The organism is Hymenobacter jeongseonensis (assembly GCF_015694725.1).
GTDB lineage: Bacteria > Bacteroidota > Bacteroidia > Cytophagales > Hymenobacteraceae > Hymenobacter > Hymenobacter jeongseonensis.
Genome location: NZ_JADQDQ010000006.1, coordinates 27,372 through 53,012, shown reverse-complemented (window position 1 = coordinate 53,012; position 25,641 = coordinate 27,372). Strand labels below are relative to the sequence as shown.

The following is a 25,641-nucleotide window of genomic DNA, read 5'->3' as shown; positions in this document are numbered from 1 at the left end:
CGGAACCTTTAGCGCACCGTCCAGCGCAGGGCCAGCAACGGTTGCCCCGTAGGCGCGGTGCCCAAGCCAATGGAGGTTGGCCGCAGGCGCGGCAACAGCCTTATTTGGGCGCGGCCCGTGTTATAGGCCGTGACTGCGCGTTGCAAGTGCGTATTGGTGTTGCGGTTGATGAAGACCGTGGCCAGCACGCTCGTCGCAAATATGCCTATGGCAACTTTCTGAGTATTGTTGAAGTATTGCGCCTCCCCGTTGGCAAAAATTTGTTGGCCATACACCCCAAAAGAGCCCACCGCCACCAGCCGGTCAATCAGGAAAATGGTTTTCTGGCGGCGGTACTTATCCAAATAAGCCACGGATTCAGCGTTGCTGGCCAAGTAAGGCCGCAGCCGCTGACCGAAGAACCCAGCGGTTTGATAATTATACCCTTCCACCCCGGGAGCCAGAAAGTCGAAATTGTGCTGGTGACCGTTCAGGCCACGCGTGGCATCTTCGGGACTCAGGCGAATGGTGGCCGGTGCGTTCTGGGCCTGGGCCGCAGAAAAAATGCTACTGGACAAGGCCACTACTGCCACGACGCGGAGCCGCTGCTGTAAAAAACTCAAACTGGGATTCTGGTGCATGGGAGCAAAGGTAAGGCGGCCAGCGAAGCCGAGTTTGGCCGGATTTGTGCAACGATTTCTGGCCTTCGACTCAACAAAGCGAATGCATTACACGTTCAGGCCGGGCCGGCCGGGCATTTTTGGCCGGCATGCTTCACCCATAACCTCTATTTTCTATGAACACATCCTTCATCTTCCGCCGCGCTTTCCAAGCCCTCCTGCCGGCAACCTTGTTATTGGCTGCTTGCGGCAAGGACGACGTGGCCACCCCAATCGTAGACCAGGGCCGCATCAATGCCTACCACATGGCTGCGAGTGCCAACGTGCCCGTGAAAATATTGTTTGATGACGTAGAGAAAGCAACGCTTACTTACGGCCAAAGCTCAGGCTATCAAACTATAAATGCGGGTAGCCGCACCATCAAAGTGAACGTGGCTTCTTCGGGCGCCAGCGCATTTGCTCCTCAGACCGTGACGGTGGAGAAGGACCGCAGCTATTCCTACTTCGCTTATGCCAACACAGCCACCACGGTTGCCGGCTTGCTCGTTCCCGATGACCTGACGGCTCCTGCCGCTGGCAAAGCCAAAATCCGCTTGGTGCATTTGGGCTTGGATTCGCCCTCGCCGCTGAAGCTGTCCACGACGGCCGCCGCCATTTCGGACATCCCCAACACCACCACCAATTTTGCCAGCGCGTCAGCGTTTGTGGAAATTCAGCCCGGCCAGTACAACGTGGCGGTCACCAGCGGGGCCTTGTCGGTGCCGGTGGTGAACGTGGGTGATGGCAGCGGCTCGGGCGCCGGCACCAACAAAACCTACGAGGCCGGCAAAATTTACACCGTGGTGGTTCGCGGAAACAGCAGCCCCTTGGTGTCTGCTGATTTGCAGACCAAAGCCGTGCTCATCCAGAACAACTAGTTCGGCTTCATTTCTTGCTGAAACCTATGCGAAGAAGCCCGCCCCACTTGGGGCGGGCTTCTTCGTGTGATGGGGTGAACAAATCAAGTACCTTTGCAGTTGAACCACGAATACTATAACTAACCCGCATCATGGTGGAAACCACGACGAAAACGTACGTTCCGTACAAAGTAAAGGACATGAGCCTGGCCGAGTGGGGCCGCAAGGAAATCCGCCTCGCCGAAGCCGAAATGCCCGGCCTGATGAGCCTGCGCGAGGAGTTTGGCGCCGCGCAGCCCTTCAAAGGGGCCCGCATTGCCGGCTGCCTGCACATGACCATTCAAACTGCCGTCCTCATCGAAACACTCAAAGCCTTGGGCGCCGAGGTGACGTGGTCGTCGTGCAACATCTTCTCGACCCAGGACCACGCCGCCGCGGCCATTGCCGCCGCCGGCATTCCAGTGTACGCCTGGAAAGGAATGAACGAAGAGGAATTTAACTGGTGCATCGAGCAGACGCTGTATTTCGGCGAAGACCGTCAGCCCCTGAACATGATTCTTGACGACGGTGGCGACCTGACCAACATGGTGTTGGACAAGTACCCCGAGCTAGCCGCCGGCATCAAAGGCGTTTCGGAAGAGACGACAACCGGCGTGTTGCGGCTGTACGAGCGGGTCAAAAACGGCACTTTGTCGTTCCCCGCTATCAACGTAAACGACTCGGTAACAAAGTCGAAGTTCGACAACAAGTACGGCTGCAAAGAGTCGGCGGTAGACGCCATTCGCCGCGCCACTGACGTGATGATGGCCGGCAAAATTGCCGTGGTAGCCGGTTACGGCGACGTAGGAAAAGGCACCGCGGCTTCGCTGAGCGGCGCCGGTGCCCGCGTCATCGTAACCGAAATCGACCCCATCTGCGCGCTGCAGGCAGCCATGGACGGCTACGCCGTGAAAAAGCTGGTGAACGCCGTGAAAGAAGCCGACATCGTGGTGACGGCTACCGGCAACTGCGACATCCTCACCGAGGAGCATTTCCGCAGCCTGAAGGACAAAGCCATTGTCTGCAACATCGGTCACTTCGACGATGAGATTGACATGGCGTGGCTGAACGGCAACTACGGCCACACCAAAGACACGGTGAAGCCCCAGGTGGACATTTACACCATCGACGGCAAAGAGGTAATAATTCTGGCCGAAGGCCGCCTCGTGAACCTAGGCTGCGCCACCGGCCACCCTTCGTTTGTGATGTCGAACTCTTTCACCAACCAGACCCTGGCCCAACTCGAGCTGTGGCAGAACGCCAACCAGTACGACAACCAGGTGTATACCCTGCCCAAGCACTTGGACGAGAAAGTAGCTCGCCTGCACCTCGCCAAAATCGGCGTGGAGCTGGACGAGCTGACGCCCCGTCAGGCAGATTACATCAAGGTGCCGGTAGAAGGTCCGTTCAAATCGGACTTGTACCGCTACTAGTCGCGGACTGTTAACCATCAAAAACGCCGCTGAAGCATTGCTTCAGCGGCGTTTTTGCGTTTGGTGCGTTTGCGCTTAGCTGGAATGCGTGGCCGTAGTTTCCTTTTGTGGCACACCCAGCGCCGCCCGCACGGCGGGCGCTACCTGGGTGCCGAATAGCTCGACGGACCGCAGCACGCTTTGGTGCGGAATGCCCTCCAGCACCAGTTGGGCCAGGAAGCGGGTGTTGTTGAACAGGCCGTGCAGATTCAGCAGCTTTTTCGTGATTTCAGCCGCGGTGCCCACGAATAGCGGCCCTTCGGGACCCCGCAGGAAGTCGAAGTGCCGACGGTCCATCGGCGACCAGCCGCGCTCCCGGCCAATGCGGTTCATGAGCTGCGAATAAGGCGGAAAAAACTCATCAGCCGCTTGCTGCGACGTTTCGGCTACGTGGAAGTGGCAATTGAGGCACAGCGGCAGCTGAGCGGCATCGTGCCCAGCCTGTTGGGCCGATTCGCGATACAATTCGGCAAAGGGAACGTAGCGGTCGGGCGCCCCGCCGAGGACGGCAATGGTCAGGGGCAGGCCTAGCTTGCCCGCCCGCACCGCCGAAGCAGGCGTGCCCCCAATGCCTATCCAAATGGGTAGTTTCGGCTGCACGGGCCGCGGGTATACGCCTTGCCCGGCCAGGGCGGGGCGGTGCTTGCCCTGCCAAGAAACCACTTCACTTTCGTTGATTTTAAGCAGCAGCGTCAGCTTTTCAACGAACAGCTCGTCGTAATCCTTGAGGTCGTAGCCGAACAAAGGGTAGGATTCGATAAACGACCCGCGACCCGCCAGAATCTCGGCGCGGCCACCAGAAATCAGGTCCACCGTCGCAAAGTTCTGGAACACCCGCACCGGGTCGGCCGAACTCAGCACCGTAACAGCACTGGAGAGGCGAATGCGCTGGGTGACCGCCGCGACCGCCGCAAGAATAACCTCCGGCGCCGAAATAATGAAATCGGCCCGGTGGTGCTCGCCCAGAGCCAGCACGTCGAGGCCCACTTCATCGGCTCGCCGGGCCAGGGCCAGCAGTTCTTGCATGCGTTGTTGAGCGGTGCGGTCGTTGCCCGCTACGTGAGCCGGCGCGACTTCGCCGAAGGAGCTAATGCCTAGTTCCATAATGCGGGGGTAGTTGATTTGAGAGAATGAATAATGGGAGCGGGCAACTGATGGACTTTGGTAGGCTTCAGGGAGGGTAAATAGCTAGGCCCGATTAGCGTTTGGCAGGTACTGGTTTCTTTGGCGCTGCCGGTTGCGCTGTGGCAGCGGGCAAGCGGTCCAGGTACTGCTTGACGTACCGATTCTGGGGAAAGAATTTTAGCGTGCGTTGCCCGAAATGGCGACAGAGTTGCTCCTCACCCAAGTTGGCGAAACACTCCGTTTGGTATTGGAGAGCTTGCTCGTAAAGGGCCAGGTTCAACTCTTTGGTGTCAGGTAGAACCTGAAAAACCATCAGGGTTTGCGAAAGATTATACGCGGCACTGGCCCACTGTTCGTGGTCCATTTGCAAAGTGGCTAGCTTGTAGTAGGATTCCTGAAAAGGCAAATACAAGACTCCCGTTGAGCTACTTTCTCCGCCGTATTGATTGAGGAGCGCAACCAGCCGCTGATAGACGGAGTAGCTGCGCGCTTTGCCTCCAGCTACCCGGTACAGAGACCGGGCATACTGATTAAGCACCGCAGGAGCCGCCGATTCTTGGTTGGCTAGCAATTCAAGTTTTTCAGCTGCGACAGCGAAGGCTTCTTCAGCATAGGCTGTTTCCGATTGCGCTACGGCCGCGGCATATTGCCACGGGGCCTGCGGCAAATGCGGCAAATCCGGCATAGCCTCAGCAATGGGCTGGTCATCGGCTACGGTATTAAAGTAGCGTTTACTGGTCGGGTATGCGCAATCGGCGTTGAGCAGCGTCCATTGCGCATGGCCGGTACCAGGGACCAGAAGCAGTCCCAGCAAAGCGGCAATGAGTAGAATGGACGGAGGTAGACGTTTCCACATACCCAAAAGTAGGCGAGAACGTCAAGTTCAGTAGTTTGAAGTAAGTCCTCTGTTGGAACTGTTGCAGCCTAGCTACTTCATTTCCGGTGTCACGCCCATATTCGCGTAGCAGAAGCTCCACACGTCGGCCCATTCGGCTATTTGCAGCTGGGTGCTTTTGCCGGCGCCGTGGCCGGCGTTCACGTCCACGCGGATGAGGGTGGGGTTGGGGCCGTCGTTCACGGCTTGCAGGGCCGCGGCGAACTTGAAGGAGTGGGCGGGCACCACCCGGTCGTCGTGGTCGGCGGTGGTGATGAGGGTGGCGGGGTAGCTGGTATCGGGCTTGAGGTTGTGCAGGGGCGAGAACGTGAGCAGGTTCTTGAACTGCGCTTCGTTGTCGGAGGTGCCGTATTCGGGGGCCCAGTTCCAGCCGATGGTGAATTTCTGGTAGCGCAGCATGTCCAGCACGCCCACGGCGGGCAGGGCCACTTTGCACAGGTCGGGCCGTTGATTCATCACGGCGCCCACCAGCAGGCCGCCGTTCGACCCGCCGGCAATGGCGAGGTGGTCGTAATCGGTGTACTGATTGGTTTTGAGGTATTCGGCGGCGGCAATGAAGTCATCGAACACGTTTTGCTTGTTCGGCGTCATGCCGGCCTGGTGCCAGGCTTCGCCGTATTCGCCGCCGCCGCGCAGGTTGGGAATGGCCAGGATGCCGCCGTTTTCAAGCCACAGCATGCGGGCCACCGAGAAGCCGGGCGTGAGCGAGACATTGAAGCCGCCGTAGGCGTAGAGGTAGGTGGCGTTCTTGCCGTTGCGCTCCACGCCTTTTTTGTGCACGATGAACATGGGAATCTTCGTGCCGTCCTTGCTCGGGTAAAATACCTGCGTTGTCACGTAGTCCTGCGGGTTTACGTCCACTTTGGGGGCTCGGAATACGGTGCTGGTGTTGGTGGCCAGGTCGTATTTGTAAATCGTGGTGGGGTAGGTGAACGAGGTGAAAGCGTAGTACACCACTTTGTCGGTGCGCCGGCCGCCAAAGCCGCTGGCCGTGCCAATGGCCGGCAGTTTCACTTCGTGCCGAAACTGGCCCAGCTCGGAGTACACCTTTACCTGGGAGCTGGCATCGTGCAAATAATCCGCCACGAGGTTGCCGCCCACGTGGCTCACGCTCTCCAGCTTGTGCTTGGTTTCGGGCAGCACGTCGTGCCAGTTGGTTTCATGCGGCTTTTTGGGGTCGATGCGGACGACGCGGTAGTTGGGTGCCTTGTAGTTGGTATGCACCAGCACCTCACCGCCCACGTTGCCGACGACGGTGTTGTTGAATTCGTACGAGGAAATCAGCGTGGTCCAAGCAGTAGCTTGCTTGGGGTCGGTGAGGTCGCGCACTTGCAGGCGGTTGCCGTCCGACTTGCCATCGGTAAGGTAAAGCACGAGAAACCGCTCGTCCTCGGTGGCCCCGGCAATGCGAAAGCCCAGAGCCATTTTCGGGTTCTCGTATACCAGCTTGTCGGCGCTCTGCGGCGTGTTCAGCTGGTGGAAGTACACCTTGTGGAACTCGTTCATGCCAGCCAAGTTGTTTTCGCCCGCGGTGGGCGCATCGTAGCGGCTGTAGTAAAAGCCGTTCTTCGCCCACGAAGTCCCCGACACTTTTACCCAATTCAATTCTTCGGGCAGCAGCTTATTGGTTTTCAGGTCCATAATTCGCACCTTGTGCCAGTCGGAGCCGCCGCCGCTGGTGGCGTAGGCCAGGTAGCGGTGGTCGTTGCTGAACTCGGTGCCGGCCAAGGCCGTGGTGCCTTCTTTCGAGAAGGTATTGGGGTCGAGCAGCACTTGGGGCTCGCCGGCGCCGCGCTGGCGGTAGAGCACGGGCTGGTTTTGCAGGCCGTCGTTTTTGCTGAACATCAGCTCGTCTCCCACCTGCTCGGGCACGCCGTAGCGCTCGTAGTTCCAGATTTTGGTGAGCCGCTCCCGAATTTTGTCCCGAAACAGAATTTGGCTCAGGTAGCCAAACGTGACTTCGTTCTGGGCCGTCACCCAGGCTTTGGTCTCGGGCGAGTCGAGGGCTTCGAGCCAGCGGTAGGGGTCGGGAATGGTGGTGCCGAAGTAGTTGTCGGCAACGTCGGCGCGGCGGGTGTTGGGGTATTTCACGGGGGCGGGAACAAGGACGCCAAGCCCGGACTGGCGGCTGGGCTCGCCGCGTTCGGGACTCGTCATTTCAGTAAGGGGCTGGTTGCTGGGGAGCGTGTTGCGCTCGGGTTTCGTGGTGGCCCGGCAGGCTGCCATGGCGGCCAGAGCGGCCAGCAAAGGAAGGGCAGCTTTCATAACAGATAAGGAGGAATCGAGATAATGCTGGCTGGTGAAGAGACGCGCCAAATGCTGCCGGATTAAAAGCCTATCCAAGCTCCGCATGACGACCTTTTGTGAGAAGGCCATTTTTGGATGGTTTAAAAAAACCTTCTACGCAATTCCGTGCCAGTACCCGCGTCGCAGCGCACTACCGAAAACGGCGCGCTAGTCCAGCTGAACATCATCAGCCACCACTTTGCTTGGGCTGGCAGGGGCAGGCTCCTCAACGGGGGCCGCCGCCGCAGGTTGCGCAATGGCCGCGGCAATGAGTTCGGGCAGATTGGCCCGCAGCCACCGCAGCTCTTCGTCCACGCGCTGACTGACCAAGCGCTCCACCTCCAGGCGCTGGGCTGCGCTGAGGTTATCCGGAGTTTGAGTTGCGCGCGGAGCCGTGGGGTCCGGCGCCGCAGCCAGTACCAGGGCTTCGGCCCGTTTGATGCGGGCGGCCGAGTCGGCCACGGCGGCGCTGGTTTCGGCCGCGGCGGCTTGGGCGGCGGTTGCAGCCTGCTTGGCCGTGAGGGTTTCGCGGCGCTGCTGGCGGCGCCAGTGGCCCAGCGTCACGCGCAGCATGATGTAGAGCACCAAGCTCAGGATGCCCAGAATCAGCGCCAGCGGGGCGGCAAACTGATTCAGGAGGCTGCCCGCGCCCGTGGCGGGTCGCGCCGCTGCGCTGGTTTCGGTGGCGTCGCCTTCGGCAGCGGCCTGTGCTTCGGCGGCTTCGACGGGGCCCAGGGCCGTGCTGGCCGTGGCGATGGTATCGGCCGTTTCGGGCATCATGGCACTGGGCACGTCGCCGGGCGGGGTGCCGCTCACCACGTAGTTGGTGAGAGCGGTTTCGAGGGCGGCTACGCGTTCCATGCGCGCGGGGTCGCGGCGGCGAGCCGGCGAGCTTTTCAGCTTGCCGATAATGGCCTTGGTAAGGGCCGTAAGCCGGGCCTGGTTGTCTTTTTTGCCAGCGTAGATGCTGCCCCGGCCCTCAATAGGCTGGTACAGCACGCTGTACACCCGCAGGCTGTCGGGCCGAATGCTGGCGGCCAGCGCGTCGAGGTTGGCGCCTTCGCAGCGCACCGTGCTTTTGAGGTTGGGCCGGCCGGCGTCGTCGTACACGAAGCGCACGGTGGCGCACCAGATTTGCACCTTGGATTCGTCAATCGAAGGCTGGCCGAGGGGCGTTTGGGCGGAGGCCAGCAGGGGCAGGGCGGTGGCGCAGGCAAAAAGCAGGCGGCGGAAAATCATGCGCAGGGAAAGTGGTTGGAAACCGAAAAGTACGAAATTCACGCCCACTACCGCCGGGCCTAGCTATAATCAATCTCGGTATTGTCCCCGATGTTCAGCGAGTGGTTCATGCCCCGAAACGACGCGTCGGAGCCCACAATGCAGTCGTGCATAACCGCCGAACGCAGCTCCGAGTAGGTGCCGATGATGGAGTCGCTCAGGATGCAGTTTTTGATAATGGTTTTGTCGCCAATGGCCACGTTGGGGCCGATAATGGAGTGCGAAATCTGGCAGCCGCGCCCGATGCTGACCGGCGGAATAATCACCGCGTCCGGAAACTCGGAATAGTCGCGCGGCTCCAGAAACTCGGCCGTGTTGAGCAGCCGGGCGTTGGCTTCGAGCAGGGTATCCTTGCGGCCGCAGTCAAACCAGTTGTCCACCGGGCAGGTGGTCATTACCTCGCCTTCGTCGATGAGGTGCATGAGGGCATCGGTGAGTTGCAGTTCGCCGTGGGTGCGCACGTCGGTGTCGTAGAGCCACTCCAGGGCCTGAGCCAACTTTTCGGGGTAGGCCAGCTTGTAAAGGCCCACCATGGCGTAGTTCGATTTCGGAATTTTCGGCTTTTCCACCACCTTGCTCACCCGGCCGCCGGGCCCGGTTTCGACCAAGCCAAACATGCTAGGCGTTTTCACCTCCTTCACGGCCAGCACTGAGCCGGGCGTGGCAATGAGGGCGGGCAGGTCCACGTCCACAATGGTATCGCCGAGCAGGATGAGCACGCCTTCGGTTTCGTGGCGGAACTCCTCGCGGGCCAGCCACAGCGCGTGGCCGATGCCCTCACGGGGCTCTTGCACCACAAACGTGGCCTTGAGCTGGGGGTAGGTCCGGCGCACGTAGCGCACAATTTTATCGCCCAGGTAGCCCACAATGAAGACAAAATCGCTGATTCCGGCGTTTTGCAGCCGGTCGATGATGTGGCCCAGGATGGTGTTGCCGGCCACCGGCACCAAGCTTTTGGGCTGGGTGTGGGTGTGGGGGCGCAGGCGCGAACCAATGCCGGCGACGGGAATAACAGCTTTCATTGGGGTGGTTGGAAGCGAGGTGGTTTAGGGCGGCGATGGGCCCAGCTAAGTAGCAAGCTACAACCACTGGAGCCAAGCTGCGTACTTTGCGCCAAACCCGACCCAAACCGGCCCGGCCGCTTCAAGGTTTGGGGCCGTTGAAAAATCACCCCTTCTTCACTTCTTACCCTTTCACCTCATCACCCCATCATGAAACGCTTTCTTCTTTATTTCGTGGGCCTGGCCCTGTTGCTCACCCAATCCTCGTGCGGCTTTAACGCCATGACGGAGAAAGAGCAGGCCGTTAAAGGCCAGTGGGCCAACGTGCAAAGTGCCTACCAGCGCCGCGCCGACCTCATTCCGAACCTGGTGAACACCGTGAAAGGCGCCGCCAAGCAGGAGCAAGCCACCCTCACCAGCGTGATGGAAGCCCGGGCCAAAGCCACCAGCGTGCAGCTATCCGCTGACCAGCTCACGCCCGAAAACATCCAAAAATTTCAAGCGGCGCAAAGCCAACTGTCTTCGGGCCTGGGCCGGCTGCTGGCCGTTTCCGAAAACTACCCGGAGCTTAAAACCAACGCCAACTTCCAGGAGCTGCAAGCCCAGATTGAAGGCACTGAGAACCGCATCAACGTGGAACGCAACAAGTTCAACACCGTAACCAACGACTACAACGGCACGGTGAAGTCTTTCCCCAACAACCTGTTCGCCAAAATGTACGGCTTTGCAGAAAAGCCCTACTTCGAAGCCGACCCCGCCGCCAGCAAGGCGCCCACGGTTCAGTTTTAAGCAGCTTGCAGTCAAAACAGGCCGTCATGCCGAGCGCAGCGAAGCATGACGGCCTTTTAGCTTCACATGTACTGATAATGAAAGCTTTCCTCACTCCCGAACAAGATGCAGCTCTGGTTGCAGCCATTCGGAATGCCGAAGTCCAGACCTCGGGCGAAATCCGGGTGCACCTGGAAGACGTTTGCCCCACGCCCGAACCCCTGGACCGCGCGGCGCAGGTATTTGCCGAGCTCAACATGCACAAAACGGCGGCCCGCAACGGCGTGCTGTTTTACCTGGCCTGGGAGAGCCGGCAGTTTGCGGTGATAGGAGATGCGGCCATCAATGCGGCCGTGCCCGACGACTTCTGGGAAACCACCAAGGAGGCGGTGCTGGAGCAGTTTCGGCACGAGAAATACATGCTGGGCCTCGAGCGCGGCATCAACATGGTGGGCGAGCAGCTCCGGCACTATTTCCCCTATAATGCCCACACCGACCAGAACGAACTGGACGATTCTATCTCTTTCGGCGGCCCCAAGCCGTCTCCCGACGCATGAGAAATTCTGTGGCTAACGCCCAGCTGTCAGCGCCGCTTCGCTCGGGTTCCAACGTTACGCTAAGCCTGCGGGCGCGGTGGTGGCCATTGCTACTGGCGTTGCTGTGGCTGCTGCCGGCCGGGCTGGTGGCGGCCCAGGGCCTTCCGCCGCGGCCCAACCCGCCGCGCCTCGTAAACGACCTGGCCAACCTGATGCAGCCCGGCGAAGCCGAGGCGCTGGAACGCAAGCTGGTGGCCTACGACGACAGCACCTCCTCGCAAATTGCGGTGGTGATTGTGCCCAGCCTCGACGGCGAGGAAATAGCCGACTACGCCCAGAAGCTGTACGAAAGCTGGGGCATTGGCCGCAAAGGCAGCAACAACGGCATTCTGGTGCTGGTGGCGCAGCAGGAGCGGGTGGCCCGCATCCAAACCGGCTACGGCCTGGAAGGTGCCGTGCCCGATGCCATTGCCAAGCGCATCATCAGCAACACGCTGGTGCCGGCCTTCCGCCAAAACCAATACTACGCGGGTCTCGACCGGGCCACCGACCAACTCATTGCCCTGGCCAAAGGCGAGTACAAGGCCGACCCGGCGGATAACCAGCGCCGGGAACGGCGCGACACGTCTGGCTCGGGGCCTCCTTTCTGGCTCATCATCGGCATTTTGGTGCTCATCTTTCTCTTCCTGCGCAAGCGCGGCGGTGGGGGAGGGCGCGGCAACCGTGGGTTCGGCGGCGGGTTTGTGCCGCCCATCATCTTCGGCGGGGGCGGTTTTGGGGGCGGCGGAGGCGGTTTTGGTGGTGGATTTGGTGGCGGCGGGGGTGGCGGTTTCGGCGGCTTTGGCGGGGGCAGCAGCGGCGGCGGCGGCGCCAGCGGCAACTGGTAGCCGGAAGTTTGCCCACGTTGTACCCAATGCAAAAAGCCCGTCGTGCACAGCACGACGGGCTTTTTTGGGCTCTGCTTTAACCTTAGTGGTCGCTGCGCACTCCAACCGGAATGGCCACCGAAAGCCGGTTCTCGGCGGGTGGTACCGGGCACGAGTACCCGTGATTGTAAGCGCAGGAAGGATTGTAGGCGCGGTTGAAATCCAGCTGCATCACCGCGGTGCCTTTGGGCGGAATGCGTAGGTCCAGGTAGCGGCCGCCGCCGTAGCTGCCGTGGCCGTTGGTGAGGTCGGTGAAGGGCACAAACAAGTAGTCTTCAAAGCCGGGCCGTTTGAGCAGTGCGGCGCTTTGGTACACGTTCAGGCGCATGGCCCGGCCCTGAAGCACAAAGCGCAACTCCCCGTATTTGCGGTACAGCGGCCGGCGGTCGGTGCTGGTTTCCATGGCAAAAGGCTGCGAGGTGGAATCCCGCACCAGTTGCGCCGCCACGTAGTAGCTGTAGCGGCTAGGGTAGTACGGCAGCGATTTGAACGCCTGCCGCTCCGCCGCCGTCAGCGGCGACTCCTCGGGGTTGCTAAACTCCTTGTTCAGCTTTTGCTGAAATTCAAGTACTGTTTGCTGGTGAGCCAGGCTATCCAAGTGGCCGGGTGCTACTTGGGCTTGCCCGGCGCGGCTCAACAACACCAGAAGCAGGGCAAAGAGGATGGATTGATTCATGCCCTAAAATTACGCGCACCTGCCGCTTGGCCACGGAAAGCAGTTTGGGGTGGGAGCGCCGGCTTAACCTTTTGGGCGCGGCCTCAGTATCAGCAGGTATCCGGCAGTGCCCGCGCTGCTTGCCATTCTTTCATCCTTCGCTTCAAATCCATGAACACTTCCCGATTTACTCTTTTTCTTTTTCTCGGCGTCCTGGCTACTTCCCTCACGGGCTGCGAGGCCATTGGCACCATCTTTAAGGCTGGCGCCTACACGGGCATCATCGCGGTGGTGGTGATTCTGGCCTTGGTGTTCTTTATTTTCAATAAGGTGCGCGGCCCACGTCGCTAGTCAGCTTCCCAATAAGTGCAAAAGGGCGCCCTCGCAATGAGGGCGCCCTTTTTAGTTGGGTCGGATGCTGGGAAAGCTACTCGGCCTTCTTGCTGGGCATGGTGCCGATAATGTGGTCCCACAGCGTGCTCGATACGCCAAAAGCCACCTCGTCTTGCCGGTAGTGGTGCTGGCTGTGGTGCGTCCACCACACTTTCAGGAAGTTCTTGGGTGGTGCGTAGGCGTGAATGGCGTAGTGCACAAACAAATACATGGCGTAGCCAAACGTGAAGCCCGACAGCAAGCCAAATGCATACGAGCCGAAGCTGAAGCGGAAAATAAAGAACAGCAGCGACGCCACAAACACCGTGATGATGGGCGGCATGGCCAGGCGGGTTTTGTCCTTGGGGTACTCGTGGTGTACGCCGTGCATGGTGTACTGGAACTTGGCCCGGCCCGGCGTAGTGGCCGGAATGTGATACACGTAGCGGTGCACCAGGTATTCAACGAACGTGAATGCGAGCAGCCCCGTCAGAAACAACCCCAGTGCCCCCAGGCCCGTCATGAAGCCCCGGGTGAGGCCGTAGTACATGCTCAGGATGCCGGTGACCGCGAAAATGCCCACCGGCAGGGCGATGTGCGTGTGCGAAAGCCGTTCCAGCACAGGATTCTGAAATAGTTGCGCTGAGCCTTTGTGCTTGGGGCGAACAGGTGCCGCCGTGGTAGGAGAGGTTGGGTTAACGTCGGGTTCTTGGGTGGATATGGATTGCATAGAGGTAGCGAACGTCGAACTATAGGGATTAACAAAATTACGCGCCAAGCGGTAATTCACCGGCTTAGCTCACGGCAATGCCGGCAGCGGCCAGCTGCGCCGCTACGGCCTCCGTGTTGCAGGCATCGGCCGCGCAACGCAACTGGGCCTGCTGGTAAAACTGCGTGCGCGTGCTAAGGGTTTCGCGCAGCCATTTTTCGGTGGGGCCGCTGGTGGCCAGCAGGGGGCGGCTTTTCTTTTCGGCCGCCACGGCCAGGCGGGCCGTGAGCACGGGCACCGGCACGTCGAGCCAGAGGGTTACGCCCGTGGCATTCAGCACCGTCAGGTTGTCGTGAAAGCAGGGTGTGCCGCCGCCCGTAGCCAGCACCATCGGGCCCGGTTGGGCCGAAATGTCCCGCAGTGTATCGGCTTCCAACTGGCGGAAATGAGCTTCGCCATGCTGCAGGAAAATGGCAGAAATGACTTGGCCAGCCCGGGCCACAATCTCAGCATCCAGGTCTAGGAAGGGCACGCCAAAATGAGCGGCCAGCTCGCGGCCCAGCGTGGTTTTGCCCGAGCCCGGCATGCCGATGAGGAAGAGTTTCACGGGTGGTCTAACTAAGTTTTACGCGAGGGTCGAGCAGGGCATACAAAACATCGACCACAATATTTATCAACACAAAAAGCGCGGCCACAAACAAGGTGGCGCCCATCACCACCGGAAAATCCAGGTTCTCGACGGCGCGCAGCGTCACGGTGCCCAGGCCCTTCCAGTTGAAGATGTATTCGATGAAAAAGGCCCCGGCCATGAGCGAGGCCAGCCAGCCCGATACGGCCGTCACTACCGGGTTCAGGGCGTTGCGCAGGGCGTGGTGCAGCACCGTGGCCGACTGGCTCAGTCCCTTGGCCCGCGCCGTGCGGATGTAGTCCTGGCTGAGTACGTCGAGCATACTGGAGCGCGTGAGCTGTGTGATGATGGCCAGCGGCCGAATGCCCAGCGCAATAGCGGGCAGCAGCAAGTTGCGCAGCACCAAGTGGCTTTGGCCCGTAAACGGGTCGGTTTCGTACAGTTGCCCGGTCAGGCTTAGGCCCGTCCAGTGGCTCCAGTAGAAGCCGAACGTGACGGCAATGGCTATGGCGGCCACAAACGACGGTACCGAAATACCAAACACCGAAGTCGTCACCAGCGTGCGGTCCAGCACCGATTGCGGCTTCAGCGCCGCCACTACCCCAAACGCAATGCCGCCCAGGCTGGCTATCAGCATAGCGGCCAGGGCCAGCCACATGGTGCCCGGGAAATAATCAAGCAGGATGCGCAAAACATCCTTGTTGCTCTGGAAGGAGCGGCGCAGGTAAGGCGTTTTGAGCACCAGGGCCTGCTGGCCCAGCGGCAGCAGGGCCATGCCGCCGTAGCGGGCCCGGCCAGCCGAGTCGCGCGGGTGCAGGCCCAGGGGAGAAATATCGTTGAGGTAGCCAGCTAGGCGCGCCGGCAAGGGCTGGTCGAGGCCCAAATCGGCGGTGATGGCGGCTTTGGTGGCCACGTCGGTGCGCTGGCCGGCCAGCAGGGCCGCCGGGTCGCCGGGTAGCACATTAAACAGCAAAAACACCGTGCACGCCACGCCCACGAGAACCAGCAGGCCCTGAGCCAGGCGACGGAGAATGAAAGCGAACATGAAGCGAATTAAGCAGGCGTATTAAACAAAGAACGTCATGCTGAGCGTAGCCGAAGCATCTCGCGTGTGGTAGTAAACCAATCGTAAGGATTAGTTACAGCACGCGAGATGCTTCGGCTACGCTCAGCATGACGTTCTGATTTCTTCCGACCATCAATTATTGCAGCGTCTCTTCTACTTTGCCAATGCTGGGAATGTCGTGGTAGTGGTATTTGGCCTTCACAACGCCGTTTTTCAGCAGCACAAAGCCGGGGTTGGAGCGAATGATGGACTTGAGCACCGTCGCGTCGGCATAGTAGAAGGGCACCTCGTAATTGGCATTGTGGCGAAACACGTCGAACTCGGCCGGGCTGCTGCTGGTCACGATGAGCGGCGTAACGTTGGCGCGGGAGGCCTTGGCATCGGCAAATAGCTTGTTGATGATGGCGTGCCGGTCGCGGTCAGCCTTCTCTGTGTTTTGAATGATTAGCACCAGTTTGTTGCCGCGCAGCAGCTCGGGTGTGTAGTCGCCCTCGTCGTTCCACACCCGAAAATCGGTGATTTTGGGGCCGTCTTCGGGGTTGAGCGCCACCATGCTCTTGTAGGTCCAGGTCGAATCGGGGTAGGTGGTGAACTCCTGCGTGGCCCCGTTTTTTTCCATGATGTACTTGTATTGCAACGGCGCGCTGGCTTTCATCAGCTTGCCGATGTCGTTGCCCACTTTGTAGGGCAAGAAATCAAAGTACGGCAAGTGGCCCAGCGACCGCATGCCAATGCCAATGGCGATGGCCGAAGCAAACGTCATGGTCATGATGCCCTGCGTGCCCTGCACAAAGGCGTGGCGTAAAAACCGCTGGTGCGTGAACACAATGCCCCACAGCACGAGCAGAAACACGTCCTTGGCAAACGACGTCCAGGGCGTGAGCTTGATGAAATCGCCGAAGCAGCCGCAGTCGGTTACTTTATTAAAAGCCGCCGAGTAGAAAGTGAGAAAGGTGAAAAACACCAGCAGGCCCAGCAGTATCCACAGGGTGGCCCGCAGGTGCCAGCGCAGCAGCAACGCCACGCCCAGAATAACTTCCAGCGAGCTGAGTACGATGGAAAGCGTGCGGGACATGTCTTTGAAATACAGGAAGAAGGAGCCGAAATCAACGGCAAAAACTTCAAAGTATTCCTCCAGCTTGTAAGCCGTGCCCACCGGGTCGTTGAGCTTGATGAGGCCCGAGAAAATGAACAGCGCGCCCAGCAAAAACCACGACACGCGGGTCAGCGTGCGCAAGGGGTGCGGCGAGGGAGCAGTTTTGGTGCTGAAACTAGGAGTTGGCATAAGACAAAGTAATTCCGTGGCAAACGGCTAGCAACGCGCAAAGTTTGGATTGGTACGAGTTGGCGAAAAGTGAACCGGGCAACTGACAATAAAACAGAACGTCATGCTGAGCTTGTCGAAGCATGACGTTCTGTTTTCTAATTATCTATGCTTCGCCCCGCAATATCAGGGCAAACACGGCGTAGTTCAGCATGTCGCGGTAGCTGCCTTCCACGCTCTCGCTCACCCAAGCGTCGCCCCCGATGTCTTCGAGCTGCTTCACGCGGTGCAGCTTCATCAGAATCAGGTCGGTGATGCTGGCCACGCGCATCTGGCGCCAGGCTTCGCCGTAGTCGTGGTTTTTAGCGAGCAGCAGGCGGCGGTTTTCGGCGGCTTCGTGGTCGTAGGCGGCGGCCACGGCCTCGGGCGTCATGTCCAGGGGCGTGTTGAGCGGCAGGTGCAGCTGCATCAGGGCAATGAGGCAGTAGTTGATGATGGCCACAAACTCTTCGTTCACGTCATCGGCCACGAGCTGCACGCCGGTTTCCTGGATGGTGCGGATGCGGTTGGCCTTGATAAAAATCTGGTCCGTTACCGAAGGCAGGCGCAAAATGCGCCACGCCGTGCCGTAGTCGTGGGTTTTGGCCAGAAACAGGGTGCGGCAGCGGGCCAGTAGCAGGTCGTAGTGGTCGGGAGTAGTCAAGCGGTGCGCGACAACTTAATATTGTCATCCTGAGCGGAGCGAAGACCTTATCACGTTCGCTCTACCTGGTTTAATAATTGCCGAAACGCGCAGCCGTGATAAGTTGCTTCGCGCCGCAGCGTGACAAAGTAAACCCATGCATTCTCAGAATTCCCCCGTCAGCGCCTCCGCCACTTCTCTGTTCAGCCCCCACGGCCGGCTGCTCAGCCTGCACCGGCCGCAGGTAATGGGCATCCTCAACCTCACGCCCGATTCTTTTTTCGCCGGCAGCCGCGTGGTTTCGGAGCGCGACCTGTTCGTACGGGCCGAGGCCATGCTGGCGGCCGGCGCGGCCGTGCTCGATGTGGGGGCCTACAGCACCCGCCCCGGCGCCGACGACATCTCCGAAGAAGAAGAAACCCGCCGGTTGCTGCCCGCCGTGCAGTTCCTGCGCCAGGAGTTTCCGCACGCCTTTGTTTCCGTCGATACCTTCCGGGCCGGCGTGGCCCACGCGGCCGTTTCGGCTGGGGCCGACCTGGTGAACGACGTGGGCGGCGGCCTGCTCGATGCCGCCATGTTTGCCACCGTGGGCCGCCTGCGCGTGCCCTACGTGCTGATGCACCTGCGCGGCACGCCCCAAACCATGGCCCGGCTCACGCACTACGAGGACGACCTCGTGCTGACCTTGTTGCGCTATTTCCGCGATGCCCTCGTGGCCCTGCGCCAGGCCGGCGCGGTAGACGTGGTGCTGGACCCGGGCTTCGGCTTCGCCAAAACGCCCGCCCAGAGCCACGAGCTGCTGCGGCGCCTGGCCGAGCTGCAGCCCCTCGGCCGGCCCCTGTTGGCGGGCCTTTCCCGCAAGAAAATGGTGTACGGCCCCCTCGGCCTCAGCCCCGAAACGGCCCTGAACGGTACCACCGCGCTGCACATGGTGGCCCTGCAGGGCGGCGCCCGCCTGCTGCGCGCCCACGACGTGGCCGAAGCCCACCAAACCATACAATTATTTGCCAATACCTTTCCATTAGGGGAATAAAGGCCGTAATTTGGAAAATGATAGGCCTGCCGTGCAGCGGTTGCTTTTGAGCCCGTCCTTATTGCGACGGAGCTTGGCCTTCTACTTCCTCATTCTCTACGCCCATGTCCGGCCCTTTCCCCATCAATTTCCTGCATTTCGGCTGGATTGACGCGGCCGATGTGCTGTTGGTGACGGTGCTGCTCTATCAGCTCTACAAGCTGCTGCGCGGCTCCGTGGCGCTCAACGTGGCGCTGGGGCTGGTATCCATCTACCTGATTTACCTCGTGGTGAAAGCCACCGGCATGGAGCTGCTCACCAAGATTTTGGGGCAGTTTATGAGCGTGGGCGTGCTGGCCAGCATCATCCTGTTTCAGCAGGAAATCCGGCGGTTTTTGCTAAGCGTGGGCAAGGCCACGGCCCTGGAGCGGGTGCGCGGCTGGGCGCGGGGCCGCTCGGCCGAAGCCGCGCCGCTGGCCGTGGGGCCCTTTGTAGAGGCGGCCAAAAGCCTCGCCAATAAGTACACCGGCGCCCTCATCTGCTTCGCCCAGGCCTCCGACCTGTCGACCTTCGCCGATTCTGGCGACCGGCTCGACGCCGAAATCAGCAAGCGCCTGCTGCTGTCGATTTTCAACAAAACCAGCCCCCTGCACGACGGCGCCGTGATTGTGGCCAACGGTCGCATCTTGGCCGCCCGCTGCATTATCCCGGTTAGCGAAAACCCCGACGTGCCCGCTTCGCTGGGGCTCCGCCACCGCGCCGCCATCGGCCTGAGCGAAGTAACCGATGCCGTGGTGCTGGTGGTGAGCGAGGAAACCGGCGCCATCAGCCTCGTGTACCACGGCGTGCTCTACCGCGACCTGGCCACCGCCGAACTGCGCAGCCGCCTCAACGAATGGCTGTTGAAAACCCCCGCCAGCACGTCATCTGCCGCGTTGAAGCCCGAAGCGGCCGCGTAAGCTGAGACGCAACACGCGCTTTCTCGTTCACCAAAAAAACGTCATGCTGAGCGCAGCCGAAGCATCTCGCGTGTGGCAGTGACCCAATCGTTGAACGATTATGATTACTTCAGCACGCGAGATGCTTCGGCTGCGCTCAGCATGACGTTCTATTTAAATAAAATGTCCTAGCTTAAAATCAGGGCGTGTTTATCACCACCTGTCCGGCAGTTGACTGCGCAGCGTCCGGCGCTTTCAACGTGCCCAACTCCTTGCCTACTTCAATAAAGGCGGCAATGGCCTTGTCCAAGTGCGCGCGGGTGTGGCCGGCGCTCAGCTGCACCCGGATGCGGGCCTGGCCCTGCGGCACCACGGGGTAGTAGAAACCCACCACGTAAATGCCCTTATCGAGCATTTTGGCAGCGAATTCTTGGGCCAGCTTGGCATCGTAGAGCATGACGGGTACGATGGGGTGCTGGCCGGGACGAATGTCGAAACCAGCGGCGGTCATCTTCTCGCGGAAGTACAGCGTATTTTCCTCGAGCTGGTCGCGTAGGGTGGTGCTTTCCGTCAGCAATTCCAGCACGCGTAGCGAGGCGCCCACGATGGCCGGGGCCAGGGTGTTGGAGAACAAATACGGCCGGCTGCGCTGACGCAGCATGTCGATGATTTCCTTGCGGCCCGAGGTGAAACCGCCCATAGCGCCGCCCAGGGCCTTGCCCAGCGTACCGGTGATGATGTCGATGCGGCCCATCACGTCGCGTAGCTCGTGGGTGCCGCGGCCGGTTTTGCCCAAGAAGCCGCTGCTGTGGCATTCATCCACCATCACCAGGGCCTGGTACTTGTCGGCGAGGTCGCAGATTTTATCGAGCTGCGCGATGGTGCCGTCCATGGAGAATGAGCCGTCGGTAACGATGATGCGGTGGCGCGTGCCTTTGGCCTGGGCGTCCTGGAGCTGCTTTTCCAGGTCGGCCATGTCGTTGTGGGCGTAGCGGTAGCGCTGGGCCTTGCACAGGCGCACACCGTCGATGATGCTGGCGTGGTTCAGGGCATCGGAAATGATGGCGTCCTGCTCGTTGAATAGCGGCTCGAATACCCCGCCGTTGGCGTCGAAAGCCGCGGCGTAGAGAATGGTGTCTTCGGTACCCAGAAACTCGGCCAGCTTCTTTTCCAGCTCCTTGTGAATGTCCTGCGTGCCACAGATGAAGCGCACCGACGACATGCCGTAGCCGTGCGAGTCGATGGCGGCTTTAGCGGCTTCAATCACCTCGGGGTGCGAGGAGAGGCCGAGGTAGTTGTTGGCGCAGAAATTCAGCACCTCGCCGGCTTCGTCGGTTTCAATTTCGGCGCCTTGGGGCGAGGTGATGATGCGCTCCTTTTTGAAAAGGCCGGCATCCTTAATTTCCTGAAGCTGCTGCTCGAGGTCGGGCTGGAGAGTGGCGTACATAAGCGGGTGGGGAAGTGGTGAGGTGTAGTGAGGCAAAATTACGCAGGTTACAGCAGCTAAAATTTCAACCCGTCATGCTGAGCGCAGTCGAAGCATCTCTACCGAGGTAGTGATTCAATCGCTGCAACAAAGCGGTAGAGATGCTTCGACTGCGCTCAGCATGACGGTTTTTCCCTTCCCTACTTGGGCTGCCGCGCCAGAAATACTTTCACTCCTTCGCGCCCGCTGTCCATTAGTGCCTTTTTCTCGGCGTCTGTCACGCGCTTGATTTTGGGGCTGAAACCCAGGAAATTGATGCTCACCGTGCGCTTCCAGTCTTCGGGCTGCACGGGGTTGAGGTTTTCGAGGGCCACGGTGTAGAGGGCGCCCATGTAGGTGTTGAAATCCTGAATGTCGTAGGGGGCCAGCTGGCGACGGCCCGTAGTGGGGGTATCCATCGGAATCTGCTCGGCGCGGTCGAGGCGCAGGCCCAGGGTTTCAGGATTGAATACGTTGCCGCGGGCATCGGGCGTGCCCGCGGTACCGGCGGGCAGGTAGCGCGGCTTGTCAAACAAATCGACGGGATAATTCGCCAACAAACCGCCGTCGACCAGCACCTGCACGGGCTGGCCGGGCGTCGGCGTGCCGGTTATGACGTTGTTCTGGGCATCGAGCAATACCGCCCGGAAATACAGCGGAATGCTCATGCTGATGCGCACGGCATCGGCCACGCGCATGGTGGGCGTGGTTTCGTAGCTGAACACCTGCACGCGCTGGGTGGTGAGGTTGGTGCCGGTGGTGTAGAGGTCGCGGAAACGGGTGGGTTGCTGCTGGGCCAGCGTGTGCAGCTCGGCCAGGGTGAGGTTGGGCTGCTGGGTTTTGCGGGCCACCAGTTCGCTCATGTACGTGGCAAATTGGTCGCCGCGGTACCAGCCGTACTGCTTCACTAGGCGGTGGCTGCCACCGAAGAAGATGAAGCGGCCGTCGTTGAGGCGCTGCACGGGGGTGGCATTCACCACGTCGATAATTTCGCTGGCCGAGTAGCCCACCGCTAGCAGCGCCGCCTGAATGGCGCCGGCCGACGTGCCGCCCACTCGCTCGATGCCGCGCAAAATGCCCTGCTGCTCCAGCTCTTGCAAGGCGCCGCCGTAGGCAATGCCGCGGATGCCCCCGCCTTCCATCACCAGGTTGCGGTAGCGGGGTTGGCCAATGGGCTGTTGCGCCCAGGCGGTGGAAACGAGGCTGCTGAGCAGCGCAAAAAGGGCTGCTTGACGAAAGAGAAAATGGGCAAGGTGTGGCATCGGCTCAAATATACCGGCCTCAGCGGGTGCGGTGCGCGGCCAGCTGGCGGGCGCTACTGCTGGGCCGTGTGCGGCGGCCCGGTATCTTTGTGCCCTGACTTACTCCCACCGCCCCACCCAATCCCGACTCCGCGCATGACCCCCACTCCCGGCGATACCGAAACCACTGTTTTACCCGGCTCCGTGCTGGTCATTGGCGCCTGCGGCCAGCTGGGCCTGGAGCTGGTAGCGGCCCTGCGCCAGCGCTACGAGCCCAACTGCGTGGTAGCCGCCGACGTGCGCCCCCCCAAGAACCCCGAACTGCTGGCCGGCGGGCCCTTCGAGCTGCTCGACGTGCTCGACCGCTCGCGCCTTGACAAGCTCATCCGGCAGTACCGCCCCAAGCAGATTTATCACCTCGCGGCCCTGCTGTCGGCCACGGCGGAGAAGAACCCGCTCTTCGGCTGGCAGCTGAACATGGACGGCTTGCTCATTGTGCTGGAAGCCGCCGTGGCCCACGGCGTGGCCCAGGTGTACTGGCCCAGCTCCATTGCCGTGTTTGGCCCCGATACGCCGCGTGAGAATACGCCGCAGGTCACCATCATGAACCCCAACACGGTGTACGGCATCAGCAAGCTGGCCGGCGAGCAGTGGTGCGAGTGGTACCACCGCAAGCACGGCCTCGACGTGCGCAGCCTGCGCTACCCCGGCCTCATCGGCTACAAGAGCCTTCCCGGCGGCGGCACCACCGACTACGCCGTGGACATCTACCACAAGGCCATTGCCGGCGAAAACTACGAGTGCTTTCTGGAAGAAGACACGTACCTGCCGATGATGTACATGCCCGACGCCTTGAAAGCCACGCTGGACCTGATGCATGCCCCCGCCGAGCAAATCAAGGTGCGCACCAGTTACAACCTGGGCGCCATGAGTTTCTCGCCCGCCGAAATAACGGCCGCCATCCAGCAGCACGTGCCCGATTTTAAGGTGAGCTACAAGCCCGATGGCCGCCAGCAAATCGCCAACTCCTGGCCCGCCAGCATCGACGACTCGAAGGCCCGCCAGGACTGGGGCTGGCAACCCGATTTCGACCTGGAAAAAATGACCGCAGACATGCTGGTGCACCTGAAGGAGCTGCAGCCGGCCTAATGGCCTGATTGTCTTTTGCAAAGCAGCGGCCTCGTTTCGACCCTCCAGAATTGGGGGCGAAGCGAGGCCGCTGCTTTTGAGGAAGAATAGGTAGCCGGCACGCCGGTAGCGCAGTTGCCCTGAGCCACACAAGTGGGATTCTGCTGCTGGTCCTTGGCCTTCCGGCGCCGAGGGGCGTATAGGGCTTAACGCCACTATTTCAGCCCATGCACCAGCCCAACCGTCCGCTTACGCCCGTTTCCTTCGATGCCGATGAGCGGCTGCGCTGGGTTGAGCGCATTGCCCGCCTCATGGACAGCCAGTTCCGGCTGCCGGGCACCCGGTTCCGTTTTGGTCTCGACCCGCTGCTGGGCCTCGTGCCGGTGGTGGGCGACCTTTCCTCGTTGGTGGTATCGGGCGCCTTGCTGCTCACCATGATGCGCCACGGCGCCAGCGGGGCCGTGGTGGTGCGCATGGCCATCAACATCCTGCTCGATACGATTATCGGGGCCATTCCCATCCTGGGCAATCTGTTCGATTTTGCTTACAAAAGCAACGAGCGCAACGTGGCCCTGCTGCGCAGCCACTACGCCGAGGGCCGGCACAGCGGCAGCGGCAAGGGCCTGGTGGCCCTGCTGATATTGGGCTTTGTGGTGGTGTTTGGTTTGGTGGCCTGGGGCTCCATCGCCGTGCTGCGCTGGGTGTGGCAGTATTTTGATGCGAATCCAATTGTGAATGATTGGGCTGGCACGGCAACGGCATTCAGTAGCTGGCTTGCTGGCCTTCCAAGTGCATAACGTCGGTATTCTGGCCATCGAGCAGACGCCGCATTTCGGTTAGAATGGCTTCCCAATTCTCCAAGTAGAGCATGTGGCCTTGCTGAGGCAGCAACTTGATGCGCGCCCGGGCCAGGCGGCTGGCCAAGTAGGGGATATTGTCCGGCGCCCACACACCGTCGTCGGTGCCGTGCCAGAGCACGGTGGGGGCCTGCACGTCTTCCATCATAAATCCCGGCGGGCGGCACCACGCCTGGGCATCGTCGAACACGCCGCGGCCGTGGTGGGCAAAGCCCTGCACCGCCGCATCGCGCAGCAGCTCCCGGAAGCCCGGCTGCCCGGTTACGTCCTGCTCGGCTTGGCGCATGAGGCGAATAAACCAGCCGATGGTGTGGTCGGGGTGACGCGCCCAGAGCCGGCTGAGCCAAAGAAACGTGGTGCGGTTCAGCCACGGAAAGCCAATTTGACCCCAGCGCAGAAATTTCCAGGTGCGGCTGAGGTGCTGGTAGGCCGCCCGCTCGCCCAGGGGCAGGCAGGTGCTGAGCAGCTGCACGGCCGCCACCCGCTCGGGGTAACATGCCGCCTGCGCCAGGGCGTGCACGCCGCCCACCGACCAGCCCATCACGCCCACCGGCCCCGCAATGCCGAGGGCATCGAGGGCGGCGGTCACGTCGTTGGCAAAAGAGGGAAACGTAAGCCGACGGAACACGTCCGACTGGCCCACACCGGGGCGGTCGGGCGCGAGGAGCTGCAACTTCAGGCGGCGGAGCAGGGCCCCGCTGGGCGGCAGTTCGAGGCTGGACGAGCCGAAACCGTGGTGAAAGACTACGGCTTGGTGGGCTGGGTCGCCGTAGCGCGTCAGGCCCAGGCGGCGGCCGTCGGGCAGGCGCACGGTAAGCGGAGTAAACAGGTCGGCGGTAGCGTTGCTCGCACGGGGTTCGGGCATGGGTAAAGTACGGCGGGTGGGCAGCAGAGTTGGACGGCCAGGACCTGAGCCCGGTACGGGTTGGCAGTATGTGGAGGGGAAGGGCCTGAGCGCCAACCGCCCCGCAGATGCCGACAACCTCAACCCATGCTTTGCAGTTGAAAGAAGCCACGCTTGGCCCTTCTCGCCCCATGATAGTCAACTCTACGCCCGCTGGCTGGCAAATTATTTATCAGCAGGCCCACGCCCTGCTGGCCATGCAACTGGCTTGGAACTGGCCCCATACCTTGCCCCCCGACCGCTGGGTGGGCCTACTGGCCGCCATCGCACAGCACGACGACGAGCAGGCGGCCTGGCAGGGCCGCGGCGGCCACTACGGCCTCACGCCCGCCGGTGCCCCGGCCAACTTCACCCAGAAAGAATTTTCGCTGGAGCAGGCTACTGGGGTGCTTGCGGCGGCGCGCTTCCAAGGGCAGTGGCGCAGCTTGCTCACCAGCCTGCATCTGAGTTTTTTGTACGACGGGCTGCGGGGCCAGAATAAAAAAACTGACGCCTTCCTTGACGAGCTACGCGCTGGGCAGGAGCAGGGACGCCGTGCCCTGCACCTCACCAAAAAAGAAGCCCAGCACGCCTACGATTTGCTGCACTGGTGCGACCGTCTTTCGCTTATTCTCTGCCGGCACGAAATCCCGGAGATGGGCCGGGCGGTCGAAATCCACCCCGGGCCCGACGGCACCATGCACACGCTGGAACAGCCCGAGCCGGCCGGCCCGGTGGTCATCCGGCCGTGGCCCTTCCGCGATAAAGAGGTGCGGGTGAGCGTGGAAGCCAGCATCCTGACCCAGCTTCAGTTCCACGACGATGCCGAGTTGGCCGCCGCCCTGCGCGCCGCGCCCATCGAAACGCTGTGCTGGGAGCTGCGGCCGGGCGGGAAATAAGCTTAATATCGGAAAAGCGGC

General features: G+C 61.1%; 26 protein-coding genes. 11 read left to right on the top strand and 15 right to left on the bottom strand.

What is annotated here, in order from left to right; all coding sequences use genetic code 11:
• Positions 1–8: 8 nt before the first annotated feature.
• Positions 9–620, bottom strand: a complete 612-nt coding sequence (locus I2I05_RS13675) for a hypothetical protein (protein ID WP_196282832.1) — start codon at positions 618–620, stop codon at positions 9–11.
• A gap of 155 nt (positions 621–775) precedes the next feature.
• Between I2I05_RS13675 and I2I05_RS13670 the strand changes: the two genes are divergently transcribed.
• Positions 776–1,516 carry a DUF4397 domain-containing protein gene (locus tag I2I05_RS13670; RefSeq protein WP_196282831.1) on the top strand — a complete coding sequence of 247 codons (741 nt, stop codon included), beginning with the start codon at positions 776–778 and terminating at the stop codon, positions 1,514–1,516.
• Positions 1,517–1,647: 131 nt separating this feature from the next.
• Positions 1,648–2,967, top strand: a complete 1,320-nt coding sequence (ahcY, locus tag I2I05_RS13665) for an adenosylhomocysteinase (protein WP_196282830.1) — start codon at positions 1,648–1,650, stop codon at positions 2,965–2,967.
• A gap of 75 nt (positions 2,968–3,042) precedes the next feature.
• Here the strand turns inward: ahcY and I2I05_RS13660 are convergent, their stop codons facing one another.
• The 5 genes from I2I05_RS13660 to I2I05_RS13640 form a co-directional block, all read right to left on the bottom strand.
• A complete protein-coding gene (locus I2I05_RS13660; RefSeq protein ID WP_196282829.1) occupies positions 3,043–4,110 on the bottom strand; it encodes an LLM class flavin-dependent oxidoreductase in 1,068 nt (355 codons plus the stop codon).
• Positions 4,111–4,204: 94 nt separating this feature from the next.
• Positions 4,205–4,987, bottom strand: coding sequence for a hypothetical protein (locus I2I05_RS13655; RefSeq protein WP_196282828.1), 783 nt, complete (start codon positions 4,985–4,987; stop codon positions 4,205–4,207).
• A gap of 72 nt (positions 4,988–5,059) precedes the next feature.
• A complete protein-coding gene (locus tag I2I05_RS13650) occupies positions 5,060–7,291 on the bottom strand; it encodes a prolyl oligopeptidase family serine peptidase (protein WP_196282827.1) in 2,232 nt (743 codons plus the stop codon).
• Between the two features lie 189 nt (positions 7,292–7,480).
• Positions 7,481–8,551: a hypothetical protein gene (locus I2I05_RS13645; protein ID WP_196282826.1), complete on the bottom strand. Its 1,071-nt coding sequence runs from the start codon at positions 8,549–8,551 to the stop codon at positions 7,481–7,483.
• A 59-nt stretch (positions 8,552–8,610) separates the two neighbouring features.
• Positions 8,611–9,612: a sugar phosphate nucleotidyltransferase gene (locus I2I05_RS13640; protein WP_196282825.1), complete on the bottom strand. Its 1,002-nt coding sequence runs from the start codon at positions 9,610–9,612 to the stop codon at positions 8,611–8,613.
• Between the two features lie 189 nt (positions 9,613–9,801).
• Between I2I05_RS13640 and I2I05_RS13635 the strand changes: the two genes are divergently transcribed.
• From I2I05_RS13635 to I2I05_RS13625, 3 genes are all read left to right on the top strand, one after another.
• Positions 9,802–10,380: a LemA family protein gene (locus tag I2I05_RS13635; protein ID WP_196282824.1), complete on the top strand. Its 579-nt coding sequence runs from the start codon at positions 9,802–9,804 to the stop codon at positions 10,378–10,380.
• A gap of 77 nt (positions 10,381–10,457) precedes the next feature.
• Positions 10,458–10,916, top strand: coding sequence for a TPM domain-containing protein (locus I2I05_RS13630; RefSeq protein ID WP_196282823.1), 459 nt, complete (start codon positions 10,458–10,460; stop codon positions 10,914–10,916).
• Entirely contained in the window at positions 10,913–11,782 is an 870-nt protein-coding gene (locus I2I05_RS13625; protein WP_196282822.1) for a TPM domain-containing protein, read from the top strand. The genes I2I05_RS13630 and I2I05_RS13625 overlap by 4 nt, the downstream gene beginning before the upstream one ends.
• Before the next feature lie 82 nt (positions 11,783–11,864).
• Here the strand turns inward: I2I05_RS13625 and I2I05_RS13620 are convergent, their stop codons facing one another.
• Positions 11,865–12,497 carry a DUF1684 domain-containing protein gene (locus I2I05_RS13620; RefSeq protein WP_196282821.1) on the bottom strand — a complete coding sequence of 211 codons (633 nt, stop codon included), beginning with the start codon at positions 12,495–12,497 and terminating at the stop codon, positions 11,865–11,867.
• A gap of 150 nt (positions 12,498–12,647) precedes the next feature.
• Between I2I05_RS13620 and I2I05_RS13615 the strand changes: the two genes are divergently transcribed.
• Positions 12,648–12,827, top strand: a complete 180-nt coding sequence (locus tag I2I05_RS13615; RefSeq protein WP_196282820.1) for a hypothetical protein — start codon at positions 12,648–12,650, stop codon at positions 12,825–12,827.
• A gap of 76 nt (positions 12,828–12,903) precedes the next feature.
• On the opposite strand, the gene I2I05_RS13610 is transcribed toward I2I05_RS13615, so the two are convergent.
• From I2I05_RS13610 to I2I05_RS13590, 5 genes are all read right to left on the bottom strand, one after another.
• Positions 12,904–13,578: a sterol desaturase family protein gene (locus I2I05_RS13610; protein ID WP_196282819.1), complete on the bottom strand. Its 675-nt coding sequence runs from the start codon at positions 13,576–13,578 to the stop codon at positions 12,904–12,906.
• Between the two features lie 64 nt (positions 13,579–13,642).
• Positions 13,643–14,164 (bottom strand): shikimate kinase, encoded by a 522-nt coding sequence (locus I2I05_RS13605; RefSeq protein WP_196282818.1) that lies wholly within the window; start codon positions 14,162–14,164, stop codon positions 13,643–13,645.
• Positions 14,165–14,171: 7 nt separating this feature from the next.
• On the bottom strand, positions 14,172–15,230 hold the full coding sequence (locus I2I05_RS13600; RefSeq protein ID WP_196282817.1) for an ABC transporter permease: 1,059 nt from the start codon (positions 15,228–15,230) through the stop codon (positions 14,172–14,174).
• A 157-nt stretch (positions 15,231–15,387) separates the two neighbouring features.
• The gene (locus I2I05_RS13595) at positions 15,388–16,536 is read right to left on the bottom strand and encodes a BT_3928 family protein (RefSeq protein WP_230688338.1); all 1,149 of its coding nucleotides are present in this window, start codon (positions 16,534–16,536) and stop codon (positions 15,388–15,390) included.
• 145 nt (positions 16,537–16,681) lie between these two features.
• Positions 16,682–17,218 (bottom strand): DUF1599 domain-containing protein, encoded by a 537-nt coding sequence (locus I2I05_RS13590; RefSeq protein WP_196282816.1) that lies wholly within the window; start codon positions 17,216–17,218, stop codon positions 16,682–16,684.
• Between the two features lie 136 nt (positions 17,219–17,354).
• On the opposite strand from I2I05_RS13590, the gene folP reads away from it, so the two are divergent.
• Positions 17,355–18,230 carry a dihydropteroate synthase gene (folP, locus tag I2I05_RS13585; protein WP_196282815.1) on the top strand — a complete coding sequence of 292 codons (876 nt, stop codon included), beginning with the start codon at positions 17,355–17,357 and terminating at the stop codon, positions 18,228–18,230.
• A gap of 104 nt (positions 18,231–18,334) precedes the next feature.
• Positions 18,335–19,168 (top strand): diadenylate cyclase CdaA, encoded by an 834-nt coding sequence (cdaA, locus tag I2I05_RS13580; RefSeq protein ID WP_196282814.1) that lies wholly within the window; start codon positions 18,335–18,337, stop codon positions 19,166–19,168.
• A gap of 178 nt (positions 19,169–19,346) precedes the next feature.
• On the opposite strand, the gene kbl is transcribed toward cdaA, so the two are convergent.
• Positions 19,347–20,594, bottom strand: coding sequence for a glycine C-acetyltransferase (gene kbl, locus I2I05_RS13575; RefSeq protein WP_196282813.1), 1,248 nt, complete (start codon positions 20,592–20,594; stop codon positions 19,347–19,349).
• A 179-nt stretch (positions 20,595–20,773) separates the two neighbouring features.
• Positions 20,774–21,874: a patatin-like phospholipase family protein gene (locus I2I05_RS13570; RefSeq protein WP_196282812.1), complete on the bottom strand. Its 1,101-nt coding sequence runs from the start codon at positions 21,872–21,874 to the stop codon at positions 20,774–20,776.
• Between the two features lie 135 nt (positions 21,875–22,009).
• On the opposite strand from I2I05_RS13570, the gene I2I05_RS13565 reads away from it, so the two are divergent.
• Entirely contained in the window at positions 22,010–23,002 is a 993-nt protein-coding gene (locus tag I2I05_RS13565; protein ID WP_196282811.1) for an NAD-dependent epimerase/dehydratase family protein, read from the top strand.
• A gap of 206 nt (positions 23,003–23,208) precedes the next feature.
• The gene (locus I2I05_RS13560; protein WP_196282810.1) at positions 23,209–23,778 is read left to right on the top strand and encodes a DUF4112 domain-containing protein; all 570 of its coding nucleotides are present in this window, start codon (positions 23,209–23,211) and stop codon (positions 23,776–23,778) included.
• Here the strand turns inward: I2I05_RS13560 and I2I05_RS13555 are convergent.
• The gene (locus I2I05_RS13555) at positions 23,744–24,703 is read right to left on the bottom strand and encodes an alpha/beta fold hydrolase (RefSeq protein ID WP_196282809.1); all 960 of its coding nucleotides are present in this window, start codon (positions 24,701–24,703) and stop codon (positions 23,744–23,746) included. The genes I2I05_RS13560 and I2I05_RS13555 overlap by 35 nt on opposite strands.
• Positions 24,704–24,873: 170 nt before the next feature.
• Between I2I05_RS13555 and I2I05_RS13550 the strand changes: the two genes are divergently transcribed.
• Positions 24,874–25,620: a DUF3891 family protein gene (locus I2I05_RS13550; protein WP_196282808.1), complete on the top strand. Its 747-nt coding sequence runs from the start codon at positions 24,874–24,876 to the stop codon at positions 25,618–25,620.
• Positions 25,621–25,641 lie beyond the last annotated feature (21 nt).